The following is a 24,063-nucleotide window of genomic DNA, read 5'->3' as shown; positions in this document are numbered from 1 at the left end:
GGGATGTGTAAAGCCAATGGTGCGGAAAGATCAGCGAAACGCGATGCGTGTGCCGTAGGTCAGCATTTCATCGGGCGTCATGGCGCTGCCCGAGACGCCGATCATCTCGTCGCCACACTGGTCGGAACAGGTCAATACGCCGTGGGTCAGCCCCAGTTGCCCGAGGGTGTCGCGGATTTCTCCGGTGCCCAGAAACGTGCTGACTTGCCCCTGTGCATTGCTCAGGTCCGAGACGCCGTGGGCATGATGAAAGCGGACCTTGTAGATGCCATCCATCGAGACGACCTCCACGATGGGGGAAAAGCCGTTCTGTAGCGCGTTGGCCAACTGCTTCAACGTCAGGCGATCATCTAGCGTCATTTCAATGTCGGTCATGACACACTCCCAGGCTAACGATACGCTGAATGTACAGCTGTAGAGACAGTAGTGTAGAAGAGTTGCATAGAAAATCCACTACGACCAATGCCTGGGGAAGCGCCCCGCGCGCTGGCAGGCCTAGTGCACTGCATCCAGGGCGTGTTGCTGTAGTTTGATCAGCGGAATGATGTCCAGCGTGCGTGCATTGGTGCCTGACAGAATCACCGGCGGGGCCAGACCGACCTCTGCGGCTTCTGCCCAACGGTGGGCACACAGGCACCAGCGATCACCGGGCCGCAGGCCAGGAAAGCCGTACTCGGGGCGCGGGGTGACCAGGTCATTGCCCTGCGCGCGGGAAAACGCCAGGAACTCCTCGGTGACCATGGCACATACCGAATGAATGCCCACATCGTCGGTGCCGACCCGGCAAAAGCCATCACGATAAAACCCCGTCTTGGGCGAGTGACAGCAGGGGGTGAGCGGCTCACCCAGTACATTGAGATCACGTGACATGCGGCCTCCTCAGGCAGGGGCTAGAATTATCGCAGCGCCGCCCTCATACATGACCCAAGGGGCGGTAACGGCGGATTCGATGGGGTTCGCGTTAGCAGCAGCCTAAAGCCTTGTACATGGTATGGGCTTCGTCAAAGTATTTACGTACCAAAGTGCCTACTTGGGCACCAATTGCCAGATACATCACGCAGCAACAGGAGAAAGTCATGTCGTTTTCAGGTGAACAGCATCCCGGTGTTGCCCCTGCGGCTCCCCAGACCCAAGGGTTTCGGTTGAATCACACCATGCTGCGGGTCAAGGACCCGGAGCGCGCGCTGGCGTTCTATTCCCGCGTATTTGGCATGCAGGTGCTGCGGCGGCTGGATTTCGAAGAAATGCAGTTCTCGCTCTATTTTCTGGCCAACGTGGAAGCCGACGACCAGGTGCCGGAGGACCAGAACGCTCGCACCGCCTGGACTTTCAGCCAGAAGGGCCTGCTGGAACTGACCCACAACTGGGGCACCGAAACCGAGCAGGACTTTGCCTACCACGACGGCAATGCCGAGCCCCAGGGGTTTGGCCACATCTGCTTCAGCGTGCCGGACCTGGAGGCCGCCCAGGCCTGGTTCGACGAGCACGATGTCACCTTCGTGAAGCGTGCCGACCAGGGCAAGATGAAAGACGTCATTTTCGTCAAGGACGCGGATGGCTACTGGATCGAAGTGATTCAGGCGGATCGCATGGCGGCATTGGGCGGCTAACATGGCACATTTGCTGTTCCGGTTGCGCCACGTGACCGATGAAGAGGCCATGGAAGTGCGCCAACTGCTGGATGAACACGGCTTCGACGTGTATGAAACCCAGGCGGGGTTTTTCCGCCTGGGGGTCGATGCCATCTGGCTGCGCAACCCGGCCCAGCGAGACGACGCCGAGGCGCTGCTGGCGCAGTACCAGGTCGAACGCCAGGCCAGCGTGCGAAAGGCCCACCAGGAAGCGCTGGCCCGCAACGAAGCGCCGACCTGGGGGCGGCGTTTACGGGAGCAGCCGATTCAGATCGCGCTGGTGATGGTCGCCGTGATCCTGATCGCGCTGCTGACCCTGCTGCCGTTCATTGGGCTGGCGCGTTAGTCTGGCACACCGCATCCGTCAGGTGCCCGCGTTTCATGTACATCATGACGCCGTGCTCACCGGCCCGCAGCGATGGGGTGGCCCCAGGTGGGTAGCGGCACCAGCTGCCCTGCGGGTATTCGTTGCCCGCCTCGTAGAGCGAGCCTTCCAGTACCAGCAGTTCCAGCCCGCCCGGTAGCGCAGGGTAGTCGATGGTCACCTCATGCTCCCAGCGTTCCAGGCTGACCCGCTCCTGCGCGTAGGTGTGCAGCATCTTGTAGCCGATGCCTGGCCGCCGGTCGGGCTGCCAGGGCAGGCGGTGGGCAGGAATGGCCAGCTGCAGCAGGTCGTTGTCATCGAATTGATGCAGCTTCACCAGAATCAGCGCACCCTCTTCGCCAATATGGGGCGTATGGCCAGTGCCAATGGGATTGCGCAGGTAGCTGCCCGCAGGGTAGCGGCCATGTTCGTCGGCAAATACGCCCTCCAGCACCAGAATCTCTTCACCGCCGCCATGGGTATGATGGCTGAACTGGCTGTGCGGCGCGTAACGTACCAGGCTGGTGGCGCGGGCGACTTCCTCGCCAATACGGTCCAGCATCATACGTTCCACGCCTGCACTGGGCGACGCGACCCAGTGATACTGCTCCGGCGTCATACAGGCAAAGTGGCTAAAATCGGCGTTCAGGCGCATGGGCTTGGCTCTTTGCAATGAGTGAGATGAGCAGGGAGAGGGGCTAGTCTCCTTTATCAGCGCTGCAAAACGCAATCTTCCCTCATGCTTGACCTCGTCATTTGCAAACAAACCGCCGCTCGAAAGCGGCGGTTTTTTCATTATGGGGAGTCGGTCAGCGCACTGAGAATATGGTGAGCCGTCTCGATACGCGCCTGATTGGGGTAGTTGCGGTTTGCCAGCATCACCATGGCGATCTGCTCGCTGGGCACGAAGACCACATAGCCGCCGAAGCCATTGGTTGAGCCCGTCTTGTTGTAGTAGGCCGCTTGCCGAGGGGCTTGCGGTGGCGTGAGGCGATGTGCCGGGTTGGGCGCTAAAATCATCTCGAGCGAATTGCCTTCCAGCAGTGTCTCCAGGGTCACCGGGTAGTGATAATGCTCCCAGCCCAGGCCCTGGGTCATGGGGCCAACGTCGAAGTAGCCTGTGCGTGTCGTTGCCAAGGCGTCATCCAGCCGTTCCGTCGTGCCGCTGGCATTGGCCGGGTCTCGCATGTTCGCTTCCAGAAAGGTCAGCACGTCGGCGGCATTGGCTTTCAGCCCGTAGGCCTGGGCATCCAGCACGCCTGGGTTCACCCGAATGGGCTCATCCTCCTTCGAGTAGCCATAGGCATAATGTGCCCGTTGCGCGTCGGGCACTTGAAAATGGGTGTGTTCGAGCCCGAGCGGTATGAACAGCGCTTCTTCCATCAGCGTCTCGAAAGGGCTGCCCAAACGTTGCGCGGTGAGATAGCCCAGCAAACCGATGCTCGGATTGGAATACAGACGTTGTGCCCCTGGAGCCGATTCGGGTTGCCATTGGCGATAGTAATCGATCATTTGCTCTTCTGATTGCACCGAGTCCGGAAACTGCAGCGGAAGCTCGCCTGCCGTGTAGGTGCCCAGTTCCAGCAGGGTGATCTCATCGAAGGCACTGCCTTCAAGGGCTGGCCAGTAGCCGCTGGCGGGGTCAGAGAGGGAAAGGGCACCGCTGGCCTGCGCGTAGCCCGCCAGGGCAGCCGTGAAAACCTTGCTGATGGAGCCTAGTTCGAAAAGCGTCTCATCCGTGACCGGTTCCTCCGTCTCCAGGTTTGCAAGCCCATAATTAAAGTAATACGGCTGCCCCTGAATGCTGAGCGCGACGGCCATGCCGGGGATACGATACTGTTCCATCAGCGGGGTGATCGTGCTGTCTAGCAACGCTTGAAGATCGGCCTCGTGAGGCTCTTCGAGCGCCCAGGCTGCCCCGCTGAAAAGTAAGGAGGAGGCCATGAGAAGACAGCGGCGTGCTGAAAACGGCGTGCGCATGCAAAACTCCTGTTGCGATGAGTCATGTCGGTGGAAGGCAGCTCTGGTCGATACAAAAGCCACGGGTGACTAAAATAAAGAGCGCGGTGGGTCTCCACAAATGGCAAGATTTTGCATGAGCTATTAGAAAAATTTGGGGGTGGCGCAGTGCGTTCCTATTTGCCGTTAAAGGCTCTGCGGGCCTTTGAGGCATCGGCCAGACACTTGAGCTTCACGCGTGCAGCAGAAGAGCTGCACGTGACACAGGCGGCCGTGAGCCATCAGGTCAAGCGCCTGGAAGGGCTATTGAAGGTGCCGCTATTCACACGTTTGCCCCGAGGGCTAATGCTGACTCAGGAAGGCGAGCTGCTGTTGCCTGTGCTGAAGAATGCGTTCGATCAGATGTCGCATACGTTGGAGCGGTTAGGCGAAAGCCGTCATCGTGAGGTCTTGAACGTGGGTGTGGTGGGTACGTTTGCCGTGGGTTGGCTGCTGCCACGGCTGGCAGACTTTCATGACGCGTATCCGTTCGTCGATTTACGGCTCTCCACCCACAACAATCGTGCCGATTTAGCCGCTGAAGGTCTCGATTTTGCGATTCGCTTTGGCACGGGCGCCTGGCATGGCACGGCGGCTCAGCCACTACTGCCTGCATCGCTTTCTGTGCTGTGTGCTCCGGATATTGCTGCACGGCTCGACACGCCAGCCGATGTGTTGCATGAAACCTGGCTGCGTTCGTATCGTGCCGATGAGTGGGCCGAGTGGTTGTTGGCCGCCGGATTGCCTCGTAGCCTTCCCACGACCCAGAGCATCGTCTTCGACTCTTCCATTGCCATGGTGGAAGCCGCGCTTCAAGGGGTGGGCGTGGCATTGGCGCCACCGTTGATGTTTTCTCGGCAGCTGAGCAGTGGTGCGCTGGTGCAGCCTTTCGACACCACTGTCAGTCTAGGGGGGTACTGGCTGACACGCCTGCAAGCGCGGGCAGAAACCCATGCCATGGCGTCTTTCAGACAGTGGCTGCTCACCACGATCAACCTGCGTGAGACTGAGCGGTAAGCAGCCGTTGACCTCAATGATCAGTGACGATGACCATGATCACCATGGTCATGGTCATGGTCATGGTCATGGTCATGGTCATGGTCATGGTCGTGGTCGCCATGACCATGATCATCGTGGCCCGGTTCGGCCAGGGCGGCGTGCAGCACCGTGGCGTTGTGGCGCATCATGCCCAGGTAAGTGCTGGCATCGCCCTCACTGGCCAGCGCATCCGCGTAAAGCGTGCCTGCAATGGGCAGGCCGGTTTCTTCGGCCAGTTGCACGATAATGGACTGGTTGGTCATGTTCTCGTGGAACAGCGCCTGAACATTCTCCTGCTCGATCACGTCCACCAGCGCTGCCATGCTGGCGCCGCTGGGATCTGCTTCGGTAGAGAGCCCCACCGGCGACAGGAAGTTGACCCCATAGGCACGGGAGAAGTAACCAAAGGAGTCGTGGCCGGTGATGACGCTGGCGGAAGCCGGGATCTCACTGATCAGCGCACGAATCTCGGCATCCAGCTCCGCCATTTCAGCCAGGTAGCGATCGGCATTGGCTTGGTACTGCTCGGCGTTGTCCGCATCGACTTCCATCAAACCGTCGCGGATGTTCTCGACGTAGACCCGCGCCTGGGTCATGTCCTGCCAGGCATGGGGATCATCGTCGCCGTGCTCATGGTCATCATGACCATGACCATGTTCATGAGCATCGTGCCCGTGATCGTGGCTGTGTCCATGATCATGGCCGTGGTTATGTCCATGACCATGGCTATGCCCGTGATCATGCCCATGGTCGTGATCGTCATGCCCATGATCGTCATGGCCCGCGTAAGCCAGGGCGTTGATGCCATCCGTCGTGGTGACCACCGGGCCTTGATAGTCGCTGGAGTCGATCAGTCGCTCCATCCAGCCTTCGAACAGCAGGCCGTTGAAGACCACCAGATCGGCCTCGGCCAGCGCACGCGCATCACCTGGGCGCGGCGAGTAGACGTGTGCATCGCCGTCAGGGCCGACCAGGGAAGTGACCTCGACATGCTCGCCGCCCACGTTCTCGACCATATCGGCCAGAATCGAGAAGCTGGTGACCACCTGCACACGCTCATTGGCGATGGCGGCAGGCAGGGCCAGCATGGCGGAAACGCCTACCAGCCAGCGGGACGTATGGGAAAGGGACATGACAAACTCCTTTAGTGAATGATCAGGATGTCTGCTCCAGGGCGAGTGGCGTGGTCTTGCGTCGCAGCTTGGCCGCTAAGCTGTGATAGCGGCCAAACAGCGCTGACAACAAGTAAGCCACCCCTGCGAGCAGGATAATGCTTGGCCCCGAAGGGGTATCAAAATGGAACGACAGCAGCAGCCCGCCAGTGCTCGACACCATGGCCAGCACCACCGCGATGCCGATCAACCCTTCCAGCCGCTTGCTCCAGAACCGGGCCGCCGTGGCGGGCAGCATCATCAGCCCCACGGCCATCAGCGTGCCCAGGGTTTGGAAGCCCGCCGTCAGGTTCAGCACCAGCAGCCCCAGAAACACGCTATGCACCCAGCCACTGCGGTGGCTTTGGCCGCGCAAGAACAGCGGGTCCAGGCACTCCACCACCAGCGAGCGGAAAATCACCGCCAGCGTGACCACGATGAGCGTGCTGATACCGGCAATCAGTAGCAGGGCGGTCGAGTTGATGGCCAGAATGGAGCCAAACAGCACGTGGGTTAAATCCACGCTGCTGCCGCCCATGGAAATCAACATGACGCCCGCCGCCAACGAAATGATGAAAAAGCTCGCCATGGCTGCGTCTTCCCGCTGGCCGCCCATTTTGGAAACGGCCCCGGCCAGTAGCGCCACCATCAGCCCGAACAGCACGCCGCCCACACTCATCACCGGCAGCGAAAACCCCGCCAGCAAGAAGCCCAGCGCCACCCCCGGCAAAATGGCATGGGCCATGGCATCGCCAATCAGGCTCATGCCGCGCAGCACCAGAAACACACCCAGCGGCGGCGCAGCCAAGGAGAGTGCCAGCCCACCCACCACGGCGCGGCGCATGAAGCCGTAGTCGAACGGCGCGATAAACCACGCGTCAAGCAGTGCCAGCATGACGACCTCCCAACGAGAAGGGCACCACCTGGGCGGGGGCGTGATGCGTGTGCAAGGCACTCGGTGCCACCCAGCGGCCATGGCCGCCGCTCAGCATCAGCACCTCATCGGCCAGGCGGCGCAGGTGGTCCATGTCGTGCAGCACGATGATGATCGTCACGCCTTCATCGGCCATCTGGCGCAGGATACGGATCAAGATATCCACCGTGTCGCTGTCCACGTTGGCGAACGGCTCATCCAGCAGCAGCAGCTCGGCTTCCTGCATCAGCGTGCGGCCAATCAGTGCCCGCTGGCGCTGGCCGCCGGACAGCTCGCCCAGTGGCCGATGTGCCAAATGGGAGATGCCCAGCCGCGCCATGATCTCGCGACCCTTGCGGTAGTGCGCCGCGCAGTAACCTTTCATGGCCCCATGGCTTGGCCAACTGCCGGTCATCACCAGCTCTTCCACGCTCATGGGGAAGGTGAGGTCTAACGCCAGCTGCTGGGGCAGCCAGGCACGGCGCGCTTTATCCACCGTGCATACCACCTTGCCGCTAATCGGCCGAAGCTCACCCATAATGGCCTGAATCAGCGTGCTTTTACCGGCACCGTTCGCACCAATGAGCGCGGTGATCGCGCCGCGCTTGATGTCGCCGTCCACATGCTCCAGCACGGTGCGACCACCCTGTGCCAGGTGCAGGTCGTGCAGTTGCAGGCGAGAAGAGGAACGCTCACTCATAGCGGCCACCCGCCTGCCCACGCCACCAGCCCCCACAACGCCAGCAGGGGAAGGGCAACCAACCCCAGCCGTTTGGTGGCCGACAACGACATCAGCGAAAAATGACAAGGGCCTTCCTTGTTATGGCGATGCATATGCTCACTCATCGAGCGTCCTCGCTATCGAATAAATAAGTTATAACATAACGAATAGAGAAGCAAAAAAAAGAGCCGCATATTCTACGCGCTCATGCGGCCCTGACCAGGCCCAACGCCTGCACCCCGCTCAGCTCGCCCTGGGCCTTCAGCCGCTCATACTCTGCCAGCGCCGCCCGATGTGGCTGGCGATCGGTGAGCGTCCCCGCCAGCGCCAGCGCCGACTTCACCACGCCAATACGCGCATCGAAACGGTCATCCGCCGCTAACATCTTCTGTACACGTTGCCGTAATTGCATGGCCAAACACCTGAGTCACCGAAACGATAGTGCTAAGCGTAGCACGGCGGAAAGATGCCATGAGCGTGGAAAGTGGGTAGGCAAAGCGTGATGAGGATCAATGGTGTTTCAGGGCGAAGAGTGCTTAGATGGTGGCAAGAACAATAGGAGAGCCGCCATGGATGACTTTTCACCTTCTGATCTTAAAACCATCCTGCACTCCAAGCGTGCGAACCTGTACTACCTCCAGCACTGCCGAGTGTTGGTGAACGGTGGGCGGGTAGAGTACGTCACCGATGAAGGTAGCAAGTCGCGCTACTGGAATATTCCCATTGCCAATACCACCTCGATACTGCTGGGCACAGGCACCTCGATTACCCAAGCGGCCATGCGCGAACTCGCCAAGGCAGGCGTACTGGTCGGGTTTTGTGGTGGCGGTGGCACACCGCTGTTTGCCGCCAATGAAGTGGATGTGGACGTTGCCTGGCTGACGCCACAAAGCGAGTACCGGCCCACGGAGTATCTCCAATACTGGGTACGCTTCTGGTTTGATGATGCCAAACGCCTGGATGCTGCGCGCGCCTTTCAGCAGGCGCGCTTGGCCCGTATCGAAGCGCTGTGGACAAGCCGAGTGATGAAAGACGCAGGCTTTACTATTGCCACCGATCACCTGCACAGCGCACTCACCCATCATCGCGAAGCCATCAAGCAAGCCCCCAGCACGGTTGACCTGCTCACCCTGGAAGCGCGATTAACCAAAACGCTGTTCAAGCTAGCGGTGAACGCCGTTGATTACGGCGACTTCACCCGCGCCAAGCGCGGCGCGGGTACCGACCCCGCCAACCGTTTTCTCGATCATGGCAACTACCTGGCCTATGGCTTGGCGGCGACCGCCACTTGGGTATTGGGCATTCCCCACGGCCTGGCGGTACTCCACGGTAAAACCCGCCGAGGTGGGCTAGTGTTCGATGTGGCGGATCTGGTGAAAGACGCGGTGATTCTGCCCCAAGCGTTCATTTCCGCCATGCGCGGCGATGAAGAGCAGGAGTTCCGCCAAGCCTGCATCGAACGCTTGACCCGCACCGAATCCCTCGACTTCATGATCGATACGCTCAAGGAAGTCGCCCAGGCGCTGGGGCAAGAACTGGGGAACGGCGATTCATGAACGTGCTGCTGATTTCCCAGTGCAATAAAAATGCCCTGAAAGAAACGCGCCGAATTCTCGACCAGTTTGCCGAACGCCGGGGCGACCGCACGTGGCAAACGCCGATTACCCAGGCCGGGCTGGATACGCTGCGTAAGCTGCTGCGCAAAACCGCCCGCAAGAATACCGCTGTTGCCTGCCACTGGATTCGTGGCCACGACCACAGTGAGTTGATGTGGGTGGTGGGGGATGCTGCCCAGTTCAATCTCAATGGCGCCGTACCGACCAACACCACCGCCCGAGATATCCTGCGACGCCGCGATGAAAATGATTGGCACAACGGCGAAGATATTCTCCTGCTCACCGCGCTGGCTGCGTTGCTGCATGATTTGGGGAAAGCCTGTGATGCCTTTCAGCAGCGGCTCAAGGGCAAGTTGGAAGGGCGTAATTTATACCGCCATGAGTGGATATCCCTACGTCTGTTCCAGGCATTCGTGGGAAGTGATGACGATGCCTCCTGGTTGGCGCGCTTGGCTGAAGGCAGTTATCAAGAGCAAGACTGGCTGGGTGGATTAGAGCGTGACGGGATAGATACACCCGCCTCTGCGGTATTTAGCCGTTTACCCCCGTTGGCGGCTGCGCTGGGTTGGCTAGTGCTTAGCCACCATCGGCTACCGTTAAAGCCACCGGAACGCGATGGCGAGGCTGAACGGCGCTGGGGCAGAGGAAATACGCCACTTCAATCAGAGCAACTAGGCGGGCTGTTTGCTTCTATTCATGCCGAATGGAACGAGCTTCCCGAGACCCAGGACCCTAAACGCATTACGCCCTACTGGCAGTTCAAGGGCGGGTTGCCTGTTAGTACGCCACGTTGGCGTGAGCGTGCCTCAAAGCTTGCCATGCGATTACAGGCACGGCTGCCCAATGGTTGCCACTGGTTGGAAAGCCGCTATGTCATGCACTTGGCACGGCTTAGCTTGATGTTGGCCGACCACCACTACTCAAGCCTTGAAGACCTCCAGCATCGCGTGCGCGGCGAGCCCAGCTACCCGTTAATTGCCAATACCGTGCGCAAAACTGGCAAGCCCAACCAGCCATTGGATGAGCATATTCTGGGGGTTGAGAAACATGCGGCGGCGGTTGCTCGCGCGCTACCCAGCGTCGACAGCCACTTACCCCGTTTAGCGCGCCACAAAGGGTTCCGTAAGCGCAGTAGCCACCCACGTTTTCGCTGGCAAGATAAAGCGTTTGACCTTGCCCAGTCGCTAAGGGAGCGCAGCCAGCGCCAAGGATTTTTTGGCATTAACATGGCGTCCACCGGGTGCGGTAAAACCCTCGCCAATGGGCGCATCATGTATGCGTTGGCTGACCCTCAGCAGGGCGCGCGGTTTAGCATTGCGCTGGGGCTACGCACCCTGACGCTTCAAACTGGCCAGGCTTTACGAGATCGCTTGAATTTAGGGGAAGACGAACTCGCCGTACGCGTAGGGGGAAGTGCCAATAAAGCCCTATTCGAACACTATGAGCAACAGGCTGAAGCCCGAGGCTCGGCGTCGCAACAGGCGTTGATCGAAGAAGATGCTCACGTGGTGTTCGACGGTAATTTTGATAATCACCCGGTGCTGCGCCGCTTGAGCGATGAGTCGGGCACTCGCGCGCTGATCGCTGCGCCCATTTTGGTATGTACCGTTGACCACCTAGTGCCAGCCACCGAGAGCATTCGGGGTGGACGTCAGATCGTGCCCATGCTGCGCCTGATGAGCAGCGATCTGGTGCTCGATGAAATAGACGATTTCGATATCAACGACTTGCCGGCGCTTACCCGATTAGTCAATTGGGCTGGGCTGCTAGGTTCACGGGTGCTGCTTTCATCGGCCACCTTGCCGCCTGCGCTGGTTGAAGGGTTGTATGAAGCCTACCGAAGCGGTCGTGAAGCTTTTCAACGCCATCGAGGCGAACCAGGCTTGGCGGTGGATATTTGCTGTGCCTGGTTCGACGAGCATGACCGCCAGCATGAAAACTGCGCCAGTAGCGAGACCTTCAAGGCCGCACACAACGCTTTTGCCAAGCGCCGCTTAGAACGTTTGGCCAAAAGCCCAGTACGCCGCCGTGCAGATATTTTAGCGTTACCGCCGTTGAGCAAACGCCCTGAAGAGGTAAGGCCAACGATTGCGACCCTGCTGCGTCAAAATGCGCTAGCACTCCACCAGCAGCATCATTCCGTTGACCCACACTCGGACAAGCGCGTCAGCTTTGGCTTGGTTCGCATGGCTAATATTGATCCCTTGGTGGATGTTGCCAAAGCGCTGTTTCAACAGGGCGCGCCGGAGGGTGTTCGCATTCACCTCTGCGTTTACCACTCTCGTCACCCGTTGGTCATGCGCTCAGAAATTGAGCGCCGGTTAGACAAAACGCTGCAACGGGCTGAACCAGATCGCGTTTTTCAGCAGCCGGATATTCGTCACCTTCTGGATGGCAGCGAAGAGCAAGACCATCTGTTTATCGTTCTAGGCTCGCCAGTCACTGAGGTGGGGCGCGACCACGACTACGACTGGGCCATTGTCGAACCATCGTCCATGCGCTCGATTATCCAGTTGGCTGGCCGTGTTCGACGACACCGCGAGCAGGCGTGTGATTCGCCCAATATTTTGCTGCTCGATACCAACCTCAAACATTTAGAGCAGCCTGGAAAACCCGCTTTCCACAAACCCGGCTTTGAAACAGATCTGCAATGGCGGCTAAGTAGCCACTCGCTTAGTGAGCTGTTAACGCAAGATGAGTACCAGGTGATCGATGCCCGCCCCCGCGTGCTGGCGCGGGAAGTGCTGCGCGCCAAAGATAGTCTTGTCGACCTGGAGCATGAGCGGCTACATCAACTGATGATCGAGCAGCCCGCCGAGCCATTGACCAAAAAAGAGCTACGAATTGGCAAAACGCCCAAACCACCGCCGTTAGGAGCCTACAGCTGGCATGTGATGCCGCAACTGCATTTGACGGGTGTATTGATACAGCGCGACCCCTTTCGCAAACAGCTCGAATCTGAAACCACGCTAGCGCTGCTGCCCGATGAGGGCGGTGAAACCTGGACACTCCACCGCGTAGACGATGGCGCAAGGCGAGGCGAAAAGCTCTACGTGCCGGTGGAAGAGAGCCTGCTGGTGCGGGTAGCGCTAGAAAAAGAGCAGGGCGAGCGGATACAGCCCTGGGGTGCAACCGACTATTTAACAGCCCTGGCCGACTTGGCGGAAGACCTGGATATCTCCCTGGATCGCGCCGCCCGTACCTTCGGCACGGTAACAGCTTCGGCTAGAAATCAGCGATGGGGGTATCACCCTGTGTTGGGGTTTTGGCGGAGTAACTAGCTATACGTTCGCGAGCCGATCACTGATTAAGCGGTTGAGGCTGATATTTTCCTCTGCTGCCTTGATCGCAAGCTCGCGGTGTTTTTCTGGGGGAATGCGCACATTAAAACGACCAGAGTAGTGGCGTTCAGACAGTGGGAGCGGTGGTGTTTCTCCTTCGGCCTCCATGTCGGCCACTACGTCGGCCACCAGAGACAGAATACCTTCCAGCGCTTCTTGGTGAGTATCTGCAAGCCAGGAGAGGCTGGGTAGTTCGGCGCATAAACCAACGAATTGGTCATCTTCTTCGGACCAGCGGATGCGGTAGGTGTAATGGGTATGGTTCACCATGGTGCGACTCCCATCGTCATGCTGATGACGATAATTTATCAATGGCAGCGAGCGCTTGGCGTACCTGATAAGCCTTGGCTTCTCCATTTTTCCCTCGCTGAATATTAACGCGAGGGTCGCGGGGCCAAGGTGTTTTGTACACTCGATGGCTGGTTTTTTGCTGGCGAGGAGGGCCAAAGTAGTGATCGCATAAATAGGCCAATTCGTCGAAGCTCATGCTTTGAGGCTGTCGACGTGCTTTATCCAGAAGCTTATCAAGCTTTGCCATAAGCGCTCTCAAATAGTAGTACTAATAATAGTACTGTATTGGATGTATGTCACGCTGCCATGATGAGTCTGCTGCCTGTTCGGCAGGACATTGCCAAATGCAAATATAAGGCGTGCGATAGTATTGCTGAGCTACCTTCTCGGCAGTCAGAAATGAAGGTTAGGAGCCTTGGAGCAGGTAGTCAAGCCTTTTTGATTTTATAAGCGTGCGATAGTAGGATGTTTCTTGTGCTCGCGATTTTTTGCTGTGTAGAAGGGCTTACTGGTTTGTAGTTGTCAGAGCTGTTCAGGCTACAGTGTAAAAATATGATTAGAGGGGGAATTTATGCTTGAAAGTACCGAAAGTGAGGGGCAAGGACTCAAATTGGTAATCCAGCGCTTTCTGAAGGAGCGCTTCGATACCAAGGCAGAAAAGCTATCCCCCGACGATCCAAAATACCAAGCGCTGGTTGAGCAGTTTCAATTCGATACCTGGATCAACGATGCAGCCAGGCGCGTTGGTCAACTGCAAGTCGTCACCCATTCTCTCAAGCCGATTCACCCGGATGCCAAAGGCTCCAATCTTTACGCCCCACCTGAATCGCTAAATAACCATTCTCTGGTTGGCAGCCACACGCTATCCACTGATTTTGCGGGCGATGTGGTGGGGAACGCTGCCGCCCTGGATGTTTATAAGTTCTTGAAGCTGCAATTCGAAGGAAAGTCACTGCTTGAGCGGGTGCTGGAAAACGACTCTGAGCTGGCAAAGGCGTTAAGCGCCAATCCTGAGCAGGCTCAAGCATGGATCAAAGCCTTTGCGGCGATTACCGAACCGCGTGGAGAGCATGCCTCACATACCCGAGGCAAACAGCTCTATTGGCTGGTGGGGGAGGATGCAGCAGACCTGGAAAATGATGCTGAGAATTTTCATCTGCTCGCACCGCTTTACGCCACTTCGCTGGCGCACCGTGTATTCCAAACCATTAACCATGATCGCTTTAGCGAAGAGGCCAAAGAGGCACGTAAGGCCAAGCGAGAAAGCAAGTACGCTGGGCAGGCCGTGCACAGCTACCCCAACTTGGCTGCACAGAAAATGGGCGGTACCAAGCCGCAGAATATCTCGCAGCTGAATAGCGAACGGGGTGGCAATAACTATTTGCTGGCCTCCATGCCACCCAGTTGGAATGTTCGAGATATTCGTCCGCCGCTGAAAACCGCGACGGTATTCTCTCACCCCGGCATCTTTGGCAGTCGTTCAGACGTGCGCTCGCTGGTTAGAGACCTCAAACAGTTTCTTGAAACGAACCCTACGCCAGACATGCACACCCGCGACCTGCGCGATGACTACACCGCCATGTTGATGGACGAGCTGGCGCTGTTTGCCATGCAGATGCATAGCCTGCCATCGGGGTGGAGCGACGATGAAAAGTGTGAATTACCAGTAGAAGAAATGTATTGGCTAGACCCCGGTCGTGCTGAAGGTGATATTGCTTTTCGTGAAGCGCGAAACAGCATGGAATGGGCAGACGATATTCGCCATCGATTCGCTAATTGGCTCAATGCCGCGTTAGGCGGAAAGCTGCCTTTGGGTGATGTGGAATTCCGCCACTGGAAGAAAGCGCTAGAGAAAGATGTGACCCACCAACGCTTGCTTGATCGTGATCGCCGCTGGATGGAAAGCCTAATGGAAGACTTAACCAACCTGCCAGGAGGTGATGACGATGAGTAAAGTAAAAAACCTTTTGGTTCTGCCGCGCCTGCGAGTGCAAAACGCCAACGCGATTTCCAGCCCCATGACCTGGGGCTTTCCTGCCATGAGTGCATTTGTGGGCTTGATGCATGCTCTGGAGCGGAAGCTGGTAGAGGCGAGTATTCCCGTGTCGTTAGACCGCGTTGGGGTTATTTGCCATGACTTTGAAGCCCAGGCCACTGAGGGTGGTTACATCCGTGGCTTTCACCTGACGCGTAATCCGGTGGATAAGACAGGTGGTACGGCAGCGATTGTAGAAGAAGGGCGTGTCCATCTGGATATCACGCTGATCTTTACAATTGATACCGGCGCTACAGAAAGCGAGCATGAGAATATCGCTAAAAAAATCGGAGAGATTGTAGCGGGCATGCGCATTGCCGGAGGCAGTGTCATCCCTAACCGTGCGGAGCCAACCCATAAACAACGTCCTCAATGGGTCACGCTTGATGACGATGAAGAAGAGCGGCAAAAGCAGTTCGCGCGCTTAAAGCGGCGCTGGCTGCCGGGCTTTGCCCTCACCCTTCGGGATGATTACCTCACCGAGCACCTTCACACACTGCAACAGCAAAATCCAGACGCCAGTTTACTGGATGCATGGTTAGACCTCTCTCGTCTTAACCATGTTTGTACGCTAGAGAACGAAGGCAAACCCAACGAAAAGCCTGTTTGGCAGGCGCAGCGTCCCTATCGTGGCTGGTTGGTGCCTATTCCAGTCGGTTATGGCGCTATTTCAGATCTTTTCCAGCCAGGTGAAGTCGCCAACGCCCGCGATACCAAGACCCCGTTCCGCTTTGTCGAAAGTCTCTACTCCATCGGTGAGTGGGTTAGCCCGCACCGTATGAAGCAACCTGAAGACCTGCTTTGGTACGTTGATAACGACGAAGAAGCGGGCCTCTACCGTCTCAATAACGACTATCACCTTCGCACCTCAGCACAGTAAACAAGGAGCTTTATCATGGCTAAAAACGATACCCTTAAAACCGCTTCTGTCCTCGCCTTCGAACGCAAGCTCGACCCTTCCGATGCGCTACTGTACGCCAGCAACTGGGATAAGCGGCAAGAAGAACAGCAATGGCAGCCGGTCAAGGTGCGTGAAAAGTCGGTGCGCGGCACGATTTCCAATCGCTTGAAAGCCAAAGACCAGGACCCCGCCAAGCTAGATGCCGCGATTGAAAATCCCAATCTACAAACCGTCGATGTAGCCACGTTGCCCCATGATGCAGATACCCTGGTGGCTCGCTTCACTCTGCGCGTACTGGCTGGTGCGGGAACACCGTCAGCCTGTAATAACGCTGAGTACCAAGCCAAGCTGGAACAGGCCGTTGCCGAATATAAACAAGCACAAGGATTCGGCGAACTGGCGCATCGTTACGCCAATAACCTCGCCAATGGCCGTTTTTTGTGGCGCAACCGCATGGGCGCAGAGCAAGTAGAAGTGAGTGTTCGCCAGTTGGCTCAAGGCAAAGCCACCAAAGAGTGGACGTTTGATGCGCTGTCACTTTCGTTGCGTGCTTTCGAGGATACTGCCGAGCTTAAAGAACTTGCGGGTGTCATCGCCGCTGCGTTGGCGGGCGAGCAGCACTTGCTGCTAGAAGTGGTGGCCTATGTCCGCATGGGCAGTGGTCAAGAAGTATTCCCTTCTCAAGAGCTGATTCTTGACCGAGGCCGAGGCGACAAAAGCAAAACGCTTTACCACGTCAGCGATATTGCCGGTATTCACTCGCAGAAGCTGGGTAATGCCATCCGTACCATCGACACCTGGTACCCCAATGAAAGCGATGAAGATCTTGGGCCTATTGCTGTCGAGCCTTATGGTTCAGTGACCACCCAGGGCAAAGCGTACCGCCAGCCCAAGCAGAAGGCCGACTTTTACTCACTGCTGGATAACTGGATGATCAAAGACCAAGTGCCTTCCAAGGAAAACCAGCACTTTGTGATGGCAACACTCATCCGTGGTGGCGTGTTCGGCGAAGCGGGGTAAGCCATGGATTATTACATTGATATCCGGCTCAGGCCCGACCCCGACTTTCCCGAAGCCATGCTGATGGGGGCGCTTTACAACAAGTTGCATCGAGCGCTATTCGACCTACAGGCAACGGATCTAGGCGTGAGCTTTCCAGTTCATAAACACGGTGTTCGTGCCCGCACGTTAGGCAACCATTTGCGTTTGCATGGCACCCATGAGCGACTAAAGCAGCTGATGGGTATGGATTGGCTGACAGGCATGCGGGATCACACCCAGGTAAGCGAAGTGTTGGAAGTTCCTGCGGGTGCTCAGCATATCAACGTGGCGCGGAAGCAGTTCAACACGGGCAGCGAGAGCCGTGCCAAGCGCTATGCCAAACGGCACAGCATTAGCGAAGAGGAGGCAAGGAGCATTTACGCCAAGGTGGCGGCTCGACGAATTGAGCTACCGTTTGTGCAGATCAATAGTCGATCTACTCAACAGCGTTTCAGCCTATTTATTGAACATGGCAAACCTGCAGCGTCTTCATCGGAAGGCTCATTCAGCCATTACGGCTTGAGCCCCAGCGCCACCGTGCCCTGGTTTTGACCCTTTTTTCTAACATGAAAATAGGCAGCTAATAATCAATGGCTTAGCGGTATTGCTCCTGAAAGGGTAATGCCGCTTTTTTTGGTGAAAGCTCTTTAACAATCAGCACATTAATTTTGATATGCTCTAGTGCGCTGCCGCCCAGGCAGCTCAGAAACACACCTCAACCTTAATCACCATCGGCTTATTGTGCGCTGCCGCCCAGGCAGCTCAGAAAAAAAAGCCCCGGCGTACCGGGGCGTGGTGTTGGTGCGCTGCCGCCCAGGCAGCTCAGAAATCTCCCGCTACGTTGGTAAGCACCCCTGTTAGGTGCGCTGCCGCCCAGGCAGCTCAGAAACTGCTGGCTACGCACTAATTTCAGCAATGCCAGTGCGCTGCCGCCCAGGCAGCTCAGAAAAAAGGCTGGCGACATCCTCAACGCCGCCACGCGTGCGCTGCCGCCCAGGCAGCTCAGAAAACCACCACCGGACTGGCTGCTGGCGATATGGGGTGCGCTGCCGCCCAGGCAGCTCAGAAAAAAGAATCCGAGGAGGTGTCTGACGAAGGCATGTGCGCTGCCGCCCAGGCAGCTCAGAAAATCGGTCGCCTGCGTTTCAATCGTGTGCTGATGTGCGCTGCCGCCCAGGCAGCTCAGAAAAGGCACCGCGACCACGAACGTTGCGCAGGCTGGTGCGCTGCCGCCCAGGCAGCTCAGAAAACACGTGCGGACGCCACCCGAGCGCCCCGCATGTGCGCTGCCGCCCAGGCAGCTCAGAAAAGGGGCACTGCCCTGCCCTTCGGGCCGTGGCTGTGCGCTGCCGCCCAGGCAGCTCAGAAAAAGAGCAGGCGCAGCTTTCGCCACCGTTTCTGGTGCGCTGCCGCCCAGGCAGCTCAGAAAGCATTGAAGGGGATGTAGTGCTTCAGGGTACCGTGCGCTGCCGCCCAGGCAGCTCAGAAACGGTATTGGCCAAAGCAAGGAAGCGGAAGCCGGTGCGCTGCCGCCCAGGCAGCTCAGAAAAGCACCTAAAACAGGATGCCCGCCCGGTGATTGTGCGCTGCCGCCCAGGCAGCTCAGAAAATGTGCCTCCATTGTCACCTGAGCGATAGATGGTGCGCTGCCGCCCAGGCAGCTCAGAAATACACACGCTGCGGCGATGTTATCAATACGGCGTGCGCTGCCGCCCAGGCAGCTCAGAAAAATGCCCGCAAACGGACTCCAAACAGTATCGCGTGCGCTGCCGCCCAGGCAGCTCAGAAATAGAGAAAGATAAGCAAGATAGCCGCTAGGCCGTGCGCTGCCGCCCAGGCAGCTCAGAAAAGTGGCCTAGCGTGTCTTTTTTGATACCCCATGTGCGCTGCCGCCCAGGCAGCTCAGAAAAGAAGCCCCCGCCGAAAAACCGATAACGATGAGTGCGCTGCCGCCCAGGCAGCTCAGAAAGTGGCGATTATGATTTGCCAGCAACAGACGTGGTGCGCTGCCGCCCAGGCAGCTCAGAAAAAAAACGCCACTATTCCGACACGCGCCACCGAGTGCGCTGCCGCCCAGGCAGCTCAGAAATAACTGAGCGCCTACGGGCGCTCTACAGGAACGTGCGCTGCCGCCCAGGCAGCTCAGAAAAGGGCAACGACCTGCGCACCGCAGGGTATGAGGTGCGCTGCCGCCCAGGCAGCTCAGAAACCCTGGGTCTGTAGCGTGCGGGCTTTCTCTAAGTGCGCTGCCGCCCAGGCAGCTCAGAAATGTTGAGCGCTAAACTGCGATGTTGCACCAAGGTGCGCTGCCGCCCAGGCAGCTCAGAAATGGCATCCGCGCGCCGTCTTGACAGGCATATCGTGCGCTGCCGCCCAGGCAGCTCAGAAAAGCCGCCGTCAACGCTGGACGCTCAACTAAACGTGCGCTGCCGCCCAGGCAGCTCAGAAAAACTCCTGCCGCAACGCCGCATCGCCCACCGCGTGCGCTGCCGCCCAGGCAGCTCAGAAAATCAACTAAACGCATATCGGCAATAACGCCGCGTGCGCTGCCGCCCAGGCAGCTCAGAAATAGCGTTTCAACGCCTGTGGCCGTTGGATTAGGTGCGCTGCCGCCCAGGCAGCTCAGAAATGAAAACCAAGTGTAACGCCGTTTTTGTTAGTGTGCGCTGCCGCCCAGGCAGCTCAGAAAAAACACCGCTTGGCACCAATCTGCCGCCCGTTGTGCGCTGCCGCCCAGGCAGCTCAGAAAATCAACTAACGGCACCGCTGAAATGGGCGGCGGTGCGCTGCCGCCCAGGCAGCTCAGAAAACGGTGCAGCACGCGCAAGAGATTATGGAATCGTGCGCTGCCGCCCAGGCAGCTCAGAAACATTGACGCTAATGGCGGCGCAATCCGGAGTTGTGCGCTGCCGCCCAGGCAGCTCAGAAAAACCTGACCAGTGGGCAGTCTGCAAACGTGCAGTGCGCTGCCGCCCAGGCAGCTCAGAAATATGCGTCTCAGCTTGTGCCGGGTGACCCATCGTGCGCTGCCGCCCAGGCAGCTCAGAAAATGATGACGGGCGACGTATCGCCGTCCAATATGTGCGCTGCCGCCCAGGCAGCTCAGAAACAGCAGGCGTACACACTAGGCGAGCCGCTAACGTGCGCTGCCGCCCAGGCAGCTCAGAAAACACCGCCGCGCAAGCTCCGATTGGCTGTATCGTGCGCTGCCGCCCAGGCAGCTCAGAAAATACGGCGCGCAGCTTACTGGAACCGATACGCGTGCGCTGCCGCCCAGGCAGCTCAGAAATAATCGCCGCTGCGCCGGATCTATACGAGGCGGTGCGCTGCCGCCCAGGCAGCTCAGAAAACGGGTTGCGTGCAGGCGTCGTGCAATGATACGTGCGCTGCCGCCCAGGCAGCTCAGAAAAGCACCAGAGCGTTTGCGAAGGCAAGACGCTAGTGCGCTGCCGCCCAGGCAGCTCAGAAAATGCTATACACACACTACAGGAGGCCACCATGGTGCGCTGCCGCCCAGGCAGCTCAGAAATGCGTTTCGTCAATCGAGCCGTGTTGGTAGTGGTGCGCTGCCGCCCAGGCAGCTCAGAAAATGCCGTGATGACCCACAACCTCCACAAACGCGTGCGCTGCCGCCCAGGCAGCTCAGAAAGTCCACGGTGCAGCGGTGGCAAACGACCAACCGTGCGCTGCCGCCCAGGCAGCTCAGAAATGAAAGAACGCGCTCGGCAAACGGATTGGCCAGTGCGCTGCCGCCCAGGCAGCTCAGAAATGAACGGCGTGGCCGATAAGCCTATCACCCGTGTGCGCTGCCGCCCAGGCAGCTCAGAAAAATAGCCGCCCACCAGCCCCGCAAACCAAAGCGTGCGCTGCCGCCCAGGCAGCTCAGAAAATGAGCATATTGAAAGGCAGTTCCTAAAAGGAGTGCGCTGCCGCCCAGGCAGCTCAGAAATCTTCATCGACGCCAAAGCCTTCGTCGTTTTTAGTGCGCTGCCGCCCAGGCAGCTCAGAAAAGCAGCGTGGCAGTGTGGTGACGGCTGAGGCAGTGCGCTGCCGCCCAGGCAGCTCAGAAATGCTCGATGTCGATGCTTTGATCCCCGCCGATGTGCGCTGCCGCCCAGGCAGCTCAGAAAATGCAGGATAACGCGGATCTACAACACAAGCTGTGCGCTGCCGCCCAGGCAGCTCAGAAACGTTCCGATGGGTAACGCTTCATAAATAAAACGTGCGCTGCCGCCCAGGCAGCTCAGAAAAAAGATACCGCCAAGATGTACGGGCTACGCGGGTGCGCTGCCGCCCAGGCAGCTCAGAAAAGGCCGCGTGGTCAACGTCGTGACTGCCGAACGTGCGCTGCCGCCCAGGCAGCTCAGAAAGCAACGAAAAGCGACTGGAAAAAACGCCGCGCGTGCGCTGCCGCCCAGGCAGCTCAGAAAACCCCAGCGCACCGCATATCGGCGCTAGCACCGTGCGCTGCCGCCCAGGCAGCTCAGAAAGTGTGGTGTAGCGGCTCCTCGCCCATCAGATCGTGCGCTGCCGCCCAGGCAGCTCAGAAAAAGATACGAAAGGCAGCGAACAGCTCGCCCGAGTGCGCTGCCGCCCAGGCAGCTCAGAAAAGAACGGCCCCGACAACGCGTTCGTGCGTGAGGTGCGCTGCCGCCCAGGCAGCTCAGAAAACGGTCGAAAAACAACTGGCCGCGCTGGTGGAGTGCGCTGCCGCCCAGGCAGCTCAGAAAGCTAGGCTTAAACGTTCGCCACCTGCTGGCAGGTGCGCTGCCGCCCAGGCAGCTCAGAAATTGCGGCGTACTATGGTGCAACCGCCATTGGTGTGCGCTGCCGCCCAGGCAGCTCAGAAATTGTTCGCCAATGCCGCCGCCGCTCAATATGTGTGCGCTGCCGCCCAGGCAGCTCAGAAAGTAGGGGAAGTCAGCGAAGCGAAAAGCCAAAAGTGCGCTGCCGCCCAGGCAGCTCAGAAAAGTCGGCGGTGTGCCTTCTAGCTCTGCTAATGGTGCGCTGCCGCCCAGGCAGCTCAGAAAAGGTGTCGGCGGCAAGCGTCGTAGTAGATCGAGTGCGCTGCCGCCCAGGCAGCTCAGAAATGCCGTAGCTGGCTACGTGACGGGGAGGTGCTGTGCGCTGCCGCCCAGGCAGCTCAGAAAGCCCCAAAAGTTGTCGTATTCCCATTCAAGCTGTGCGCTGCCGCCCAGGCAGCTCAGAAAAGGCCCAGATCCAGACGGAACAGAATACCCATGTGCGCTGCCGCCCAGGCAGCTCAGAAACTGGTGGAAAAGCACGAAGTGATGAAACACAGGTGCGCTGCCGCCCAGGCAGCTCAGAAAAGCAATGGCAACCGTTGACCATGCGCCGTTTGGTGCGCTGCCGCCCAGGCAGCTCAGAAACGCAAATGGAACGGCTGGTATGCCGTAGCTGGGTGCGCTGCCGCCCAGGCAGCTCAGAAATGACCGATGGCCACGGCCAAACGCTCAGCAAAGTGCGCTGCCGCCCAGGCAGCTCAGAAAATGGCCTGTAGCGCAGCCACCGACGATGCGGCGTGCGCTGCCGCCCAGGCAGCTCAGAAAAAGAACATCGAGCGTACTCGGATTGAGGCAGCGTGCGCTGCCGCCCAGGCAGCTCAGAAAATCACCAGTGGCGTCAGCGCCAGCACCGGCCCGTGCGCTGCCGCCCAGGCAGCTCAGAAATTCGTCTTGGTTTCCACCAGGACTTCGAACTCGTGCGCTGCCGCCCAGGCAGCTCAGAAAAGTGACACACTAGGAGTGTTTCTATGATCCCAGTGCGCTGCCGCCCAGGCAGCTCAGAAATCAAAAAAGCGAGATCCGCGCTTCTTGGCGAAGTGCGCTGCCGCCCAGGCAGCTCAGAAAATGCGACAAGATGCGTTTCGCCATCTTGCCAGGTGCGCTGCCGCCCAGGCAGCTCAGAAAAGCAGGGCGACTTGCGGTTAGACTCGTATGAAGTGCGCTGCCGCCCAGGCAGCTCAGAAAATCTGCTATCGAGATAAACAATCTCGTAAATCGTGCGCTGCCGCCCAGGCAGCTCAGAAAGAAAGAACATTTCGAGATGCAGGTGCAGTGCAGTGCGCTGCCGCCCAGGCAGCTCAGAAATAAAGCTAACCATTCAAAAATAATCCGGGCAAGTGCGCTGCCGCCCAGGCAGCTCAGAAAAGTCGCAATGCGCGTCACCTTTTCGGCACTACGTGCGCTGCCGCCCAGGCAGCTCAGAAAAGCGCCCCACCCCCACGCTTAGAACTGCCGCCGTGCGCTGCCGCCCAGGCAGCTCAGAAATAAGTGCTAAAATAGGCATCGCTGTTGCGCGGGTGCGCTGCCGCCCAGGCAGCTCAGAAAATCTGCAACATCATCTCCAGCGCCTCATGCAAGTGCGCTGCCGCCCAGGCAGCTCAGAAAAGTGGTGCCGAGTACGAAACCGAAAAAGGCAAGTGCGCTGCCGCCCAGGCAGCTCAGAAACACAGGTGTCGCTGCCTGCTGTTGCTGTGCAGGTGCGCTGCCGCCCAGGCAGCTCAGAAAAACGGGCTCAGTTAGCAAGCGCGTCAACGGGTGTGCGCTGCCGCCCAGGCAGCTCAGAAATTAGAGATGGAGCAAGTTTTCAATGGCTAACAGTGCGCTGCCGCCCAGGCAGCTCAGAAATGAACGGCTTTGGCAAAACAGAACAAGCGGCTATGCGCTGCCGCCCAGGCAGCTCAGAAAAAGTGCTCACGGTTATCACCCACCACCACCTCGTGCGCTGCCGCCCAGGCAGCTCAGAAAATGCGGCAGTCATGCACGCGAACGGTTAATCCGTGCGCTGCCGCCCAGGCAGCTCAGAAACGGTGGCTTAGGAATAACGGACACCCTAAAGCGTGCGCTGCCGCCCAGGCAGCTCAGAAATATCGGCAGTTCGACATGACCGGCATTGCCAAGTGCGCTGCCGCCCAGGCAGCTCAGAAAGACGCAAGGACGCGCAGCATGAAGAGCTAAGCGTGCGCTGCCGCCCAGGCAGCTCAGAAAATCGGCAGGCAC

The 24,063-nt window shown here is 58.6% G+C and carries 20 protein-coding genes and 1 CRISPR repeat array (1 of these 21 cut by a window edge); of the genes, 9 read left to right on the top strand and 11 right to left on the bottom strand.

Features of this window, described 5'->3' with window-relative positions; all coding sequences use genetic code 11:
• Window positions 1–30 precede the first annotated feature (30 nt).
• Together RVM27_RS07455 and RVM27_RS07450 are read right to left on the bottom strand one after the other, a co-directional pair.
• Complete coding sequence (locus RVM27_RS07455) at window positions 31–375, bottom strand: hypothetical protein (protein ID WP_039180612.1); 345 nt, start codon at window positions 373–375, stop codon at window positions 31–33.
• Between the two features lie 120 nt (window positions 376–495).
• On the bottom strand, window positions 496–870 hold the full coding sequence (locus RVM27_RS07450) for a DUF2237 family protein (RefSeq protein ID WP_039180609.1): 375 nt from the start codon (window positions 868–870) through the stop codon (window positions 496–498).
• Between the two features lie 206 nt (window positions 871–1,076).
• Here RVM27_RS07450 and gloA point away from each other — a divergent pair, with 206 nt between their 5' ends.
• Both gloA and RVM27_RS07440 read left to right on the top strand, forming a co-directional pair.
• Entirely contained in the window at window positions 1,077–1,610 is a 534-nt protein-coding gene (gloA, locus tag RVM27_RS07445) for a lactoylglutathione lyase (protein ID WP_096921639.1), read from the top strand.
• A 1-nt stretch (window position 1,611) separates the two neighbouring features.
• On the top strand, window positions 1,612–1,977 hold the full coding sequence (locus RVM27_RS07440; protein WP_193461403.1) for a DUF6164 family protein: 366 nt from the start codon (window positions 1,612–1,614) through the stop codon (window positions 1,975–1,977).
• Here RVM27_RS07440 and RVM27_RS07435 read toward each other — a convergent pair.
• Entirely contained in the window at window positions 1,958–2,650 is a 693-nt protein-coding gene (locus RVM27_RS07435; protein ID WP_498957673.1) for a cupin domain-containing protein, read from the bottom strand. The genes RVM27_RS07440 and RVM27_RS07435 overlap by 20 nt on opposite strands.
• 140 nt (window positions 2,651–2,790) lie before the next feature.
• The gene (ampC, locus tag RVM27_RS07430) at window positions 2,791–3,975 is read right to left on the bottom strand and encodes a serine hydrolase family protein (RefSeq protein ID WP_498957672.1); all 1,185 of its coding nucleotides are present in this window, start codon (window positions 3,973–3,975) and stop codon (window positions 2,791–2,793) included.
• Window positions 3,976–4,122: 147 nt separating this feature from the next.
• Here ampC and RVM27_RS07425 point away from each other — a divergent pair, with 147 nt between their 5' ends.
• Complete coding sequence (locus tag RVM27_RS07425; protein WP_212636770.1) at window positions 4,123–5,010, top strand: LysR family transcriptional regulator; 888 nt, start codon at window positions 4,123–4,125, stop codon at window positions 5,008–5,010.
• 20 nt (window positions 5,011–5,030) lie between these two features.
• Here RVM27_RS07425 and RVM27_RS07420 read toward each other — a convergent pair whose 3' ends face one another.
• From RVM27_RS07420 to RVM27_RS07400, 5 genes are all read right to left on the bottom strand, one after another.
• The gene (locus RVM27_RS07420; protein ID WP_498957671.1) at window positions 5,031–6,164 is read right to left on the bottom strand and encodes a TroA family protein; all 1,134 of its coding nucleotides are present in this window, start codon (window positions 6,162–6,164) and stop codon (window positions 5,031–5,033) included.
• Between the two features lie 22 nt (window positions 6,165–6,186).
• On the bottom strand, window positions 6,187–7,077 hold the full coding sequence (locus RVM27_RS07415) for a metal ABC transporter permease (RefSeq protein WP_096921635.1): 891 nt from the start codon (window positions 7,075–7,077) through the stop codon (window positions 6,187–6,189).
• Complete coding sequence (locus RVM27_RS07410) at window positions 7,061–7,795, bottom strand: metal ABC transporter ATP-binding protein (RefSeq protein WP_016915809.1); 735 nt, start codon at window positions 7,793–7,795, stop codon at window positions 7,061–7,063. Before RVM27_RS07410 ends, RVM27_RS07415 begins: the two co-directional genes overlap by 17 nt.
• Entirely contained in the window at window positions 7,792–7,941 is a 150-nt protein-coding gene (locus RVM27_RS07405; protein ID WP_167385702.1) for a hypothetical protein, read from the bottom strand. Before RVM27_RS07405 ends, RVM27_RS07410 begins: the two co-directional genes overlap by 4 nt.
• Window positions 7,942–8,021: 80 nt before the next feature.
• Window positions 8,022–8,228: a hypothetical protein gene (locus RVM27_RS07400; RefSeq protein ID WP_287808277.1), complete on the bottom strand. Its 207-nt coding sequence runs from the start codon at window positions 8,226–8,228 to the stop codon at window positions 8,022–8,024.
• Between the two features lie 157 nt (window positions 8,229–8,385).
• Between RVM27_RS07400 and cas1f the strand changes: the two genes are divergently transcribed.
• On the top strand, window positions 8,386–9,372 hold the full coding sequence (gene cas1f, locus RVM27_RS07395; protein WP_498939819.1) for a type I-F CRISPR-associated endonuclease Cas1: 987 nt from the start codon (window positions 8,386–8,388) through the stop codon (window positions 9,370–9,372).
• Complete coding sequence (gene cas3f / locus RVM27_RS07390) at window positions 9,369–12,713, top strand: type I-F CRISPR-associated helicase Cas3f (protein ID WP_498957670.1); 3,345 nt, start codon at window positions 9,369–9,371, stop codon at window positions 12,711–12,713. Before cas1f ends, cas3f begins: the two co-directional genes overlap by 4 nt.
• Here the strand turns inward: cas3f and RVM27_RS07385 are convergent, their stop codons facing one another.
• Window positions 12,714–13,043: a type II toxin-antitoxin system HicB family antitoxin gene (locus RVM27_RS07385; RefSeq protein WP_081192045.1), complete on the bottom strand. Its 330-nt coding sequence runs from the start codon at window positions 13,041–13,043 to the stop codon at window positions 12,714–12,716. It lies immediately after the preceding gene.
• Window positions 13,044–13,059: 16 nt separating this feature from the next.
• The gene (locus RVM27_RS07380; protein ID WP_081192043.1) at window positions 13,060–13,311 is read right to left on the bottom strand and encodes a toxin HicA; all 252 of its coding nucleotides are present in this window, start codon (window positions 13,309–13,311) and stop codon (window positions 13,060–13,062) included.
• 324 nt (window positions 13,312–13,635) lie between these two features.
• Between RVM27_RS07380 and csy1 the strand changes: the two genes are divergently transcribed.
• The 4 genes from csy1 to cas6f are packed head-to-tail and all read left to right on the top strand — an operon-like array spanning window position 13,636 to window position 17,593.
• Window positions 13,636–15,018, top strand: a complete 1,383-nt coding sequence (gene csy1 / locus RVM27_RS07375; RefSeq protein ID WP_498939824.1) for a type I-F CRISPR-associated protein Csy1 — start codon at window positions 13,636–13,638, stop codon at window positions 15,016–15,018.
• Window positions 15,011–15,979 carry a type I-F CRISPR-associated protein Csy2 gene (csy2, locus tag RVM27_RS07370; RefSeq protein ID WP_193461395.1) on the top strand — a complete coding sequence of 323 codons (969 nt, stop codon included), beginning with the start codon at window positions 15,011–15,013 and terminating at the stop codon, window positions 15,977–15,979. The genes csy1 and csy2 overlap by 8 nt, the downstream gene beginning before the upstream one ends.
• Before the next feature lie 15 nt (window positions 15,980–15,994).
• The gene (gene csy3 / locus RVM27_RS07365) at window positions 15,995–17,020 is read left to right on the top strand and encodes a type I-F CRISPR-associated protein Csy3 (protein WP_498939826.1); all 1,026 of its coding nucleotides are present in this window, start codon (window positions 15,995–15,997) and stop codon (window positions 17,018–17,020) included.
• Window positions 17,021–17,023: 3 nt separating this feature from the next.
• Window positions 17,024–17,593 (top strand): type I-F CRISPR-associated endoribonuclease Cas6/Csy4, encoded by a 570-nt coding sequence (gene cas6f / locus RVM27_RS07360; protein WP_287808274.1) that lies wholly within the window; start codon window positions 17,024–17,026, stop codon window positions 17,591–17,593.
• Between the two features lie 129 nt (window positions 17,594–17,722).
• A CRISPR array of direct repeats spans window positions 17,723–24,063; the repeat unit is 28 nt; unit sequence GTGCGCTGCCGCCCAGGCAGCTCAGAAA (it continues 648 nt past the right edge of the window).

This window comes from Halomonas sp. KM007, from assembly GCF_050709225.1.
In the GTDB taxonomy this organism is placed as follows: domain Bacteria; phylum Pseudomonadota; class Gammaproteobacteria; order Pseudomonadales; family Halomonadaceae; genus Vreelandella; species Vreelandella hamiltonii.
Note: the sequence above shows the minus strand (reverse complement) of the source record. Positions and strands in the feature narration are given on the sequence as shown.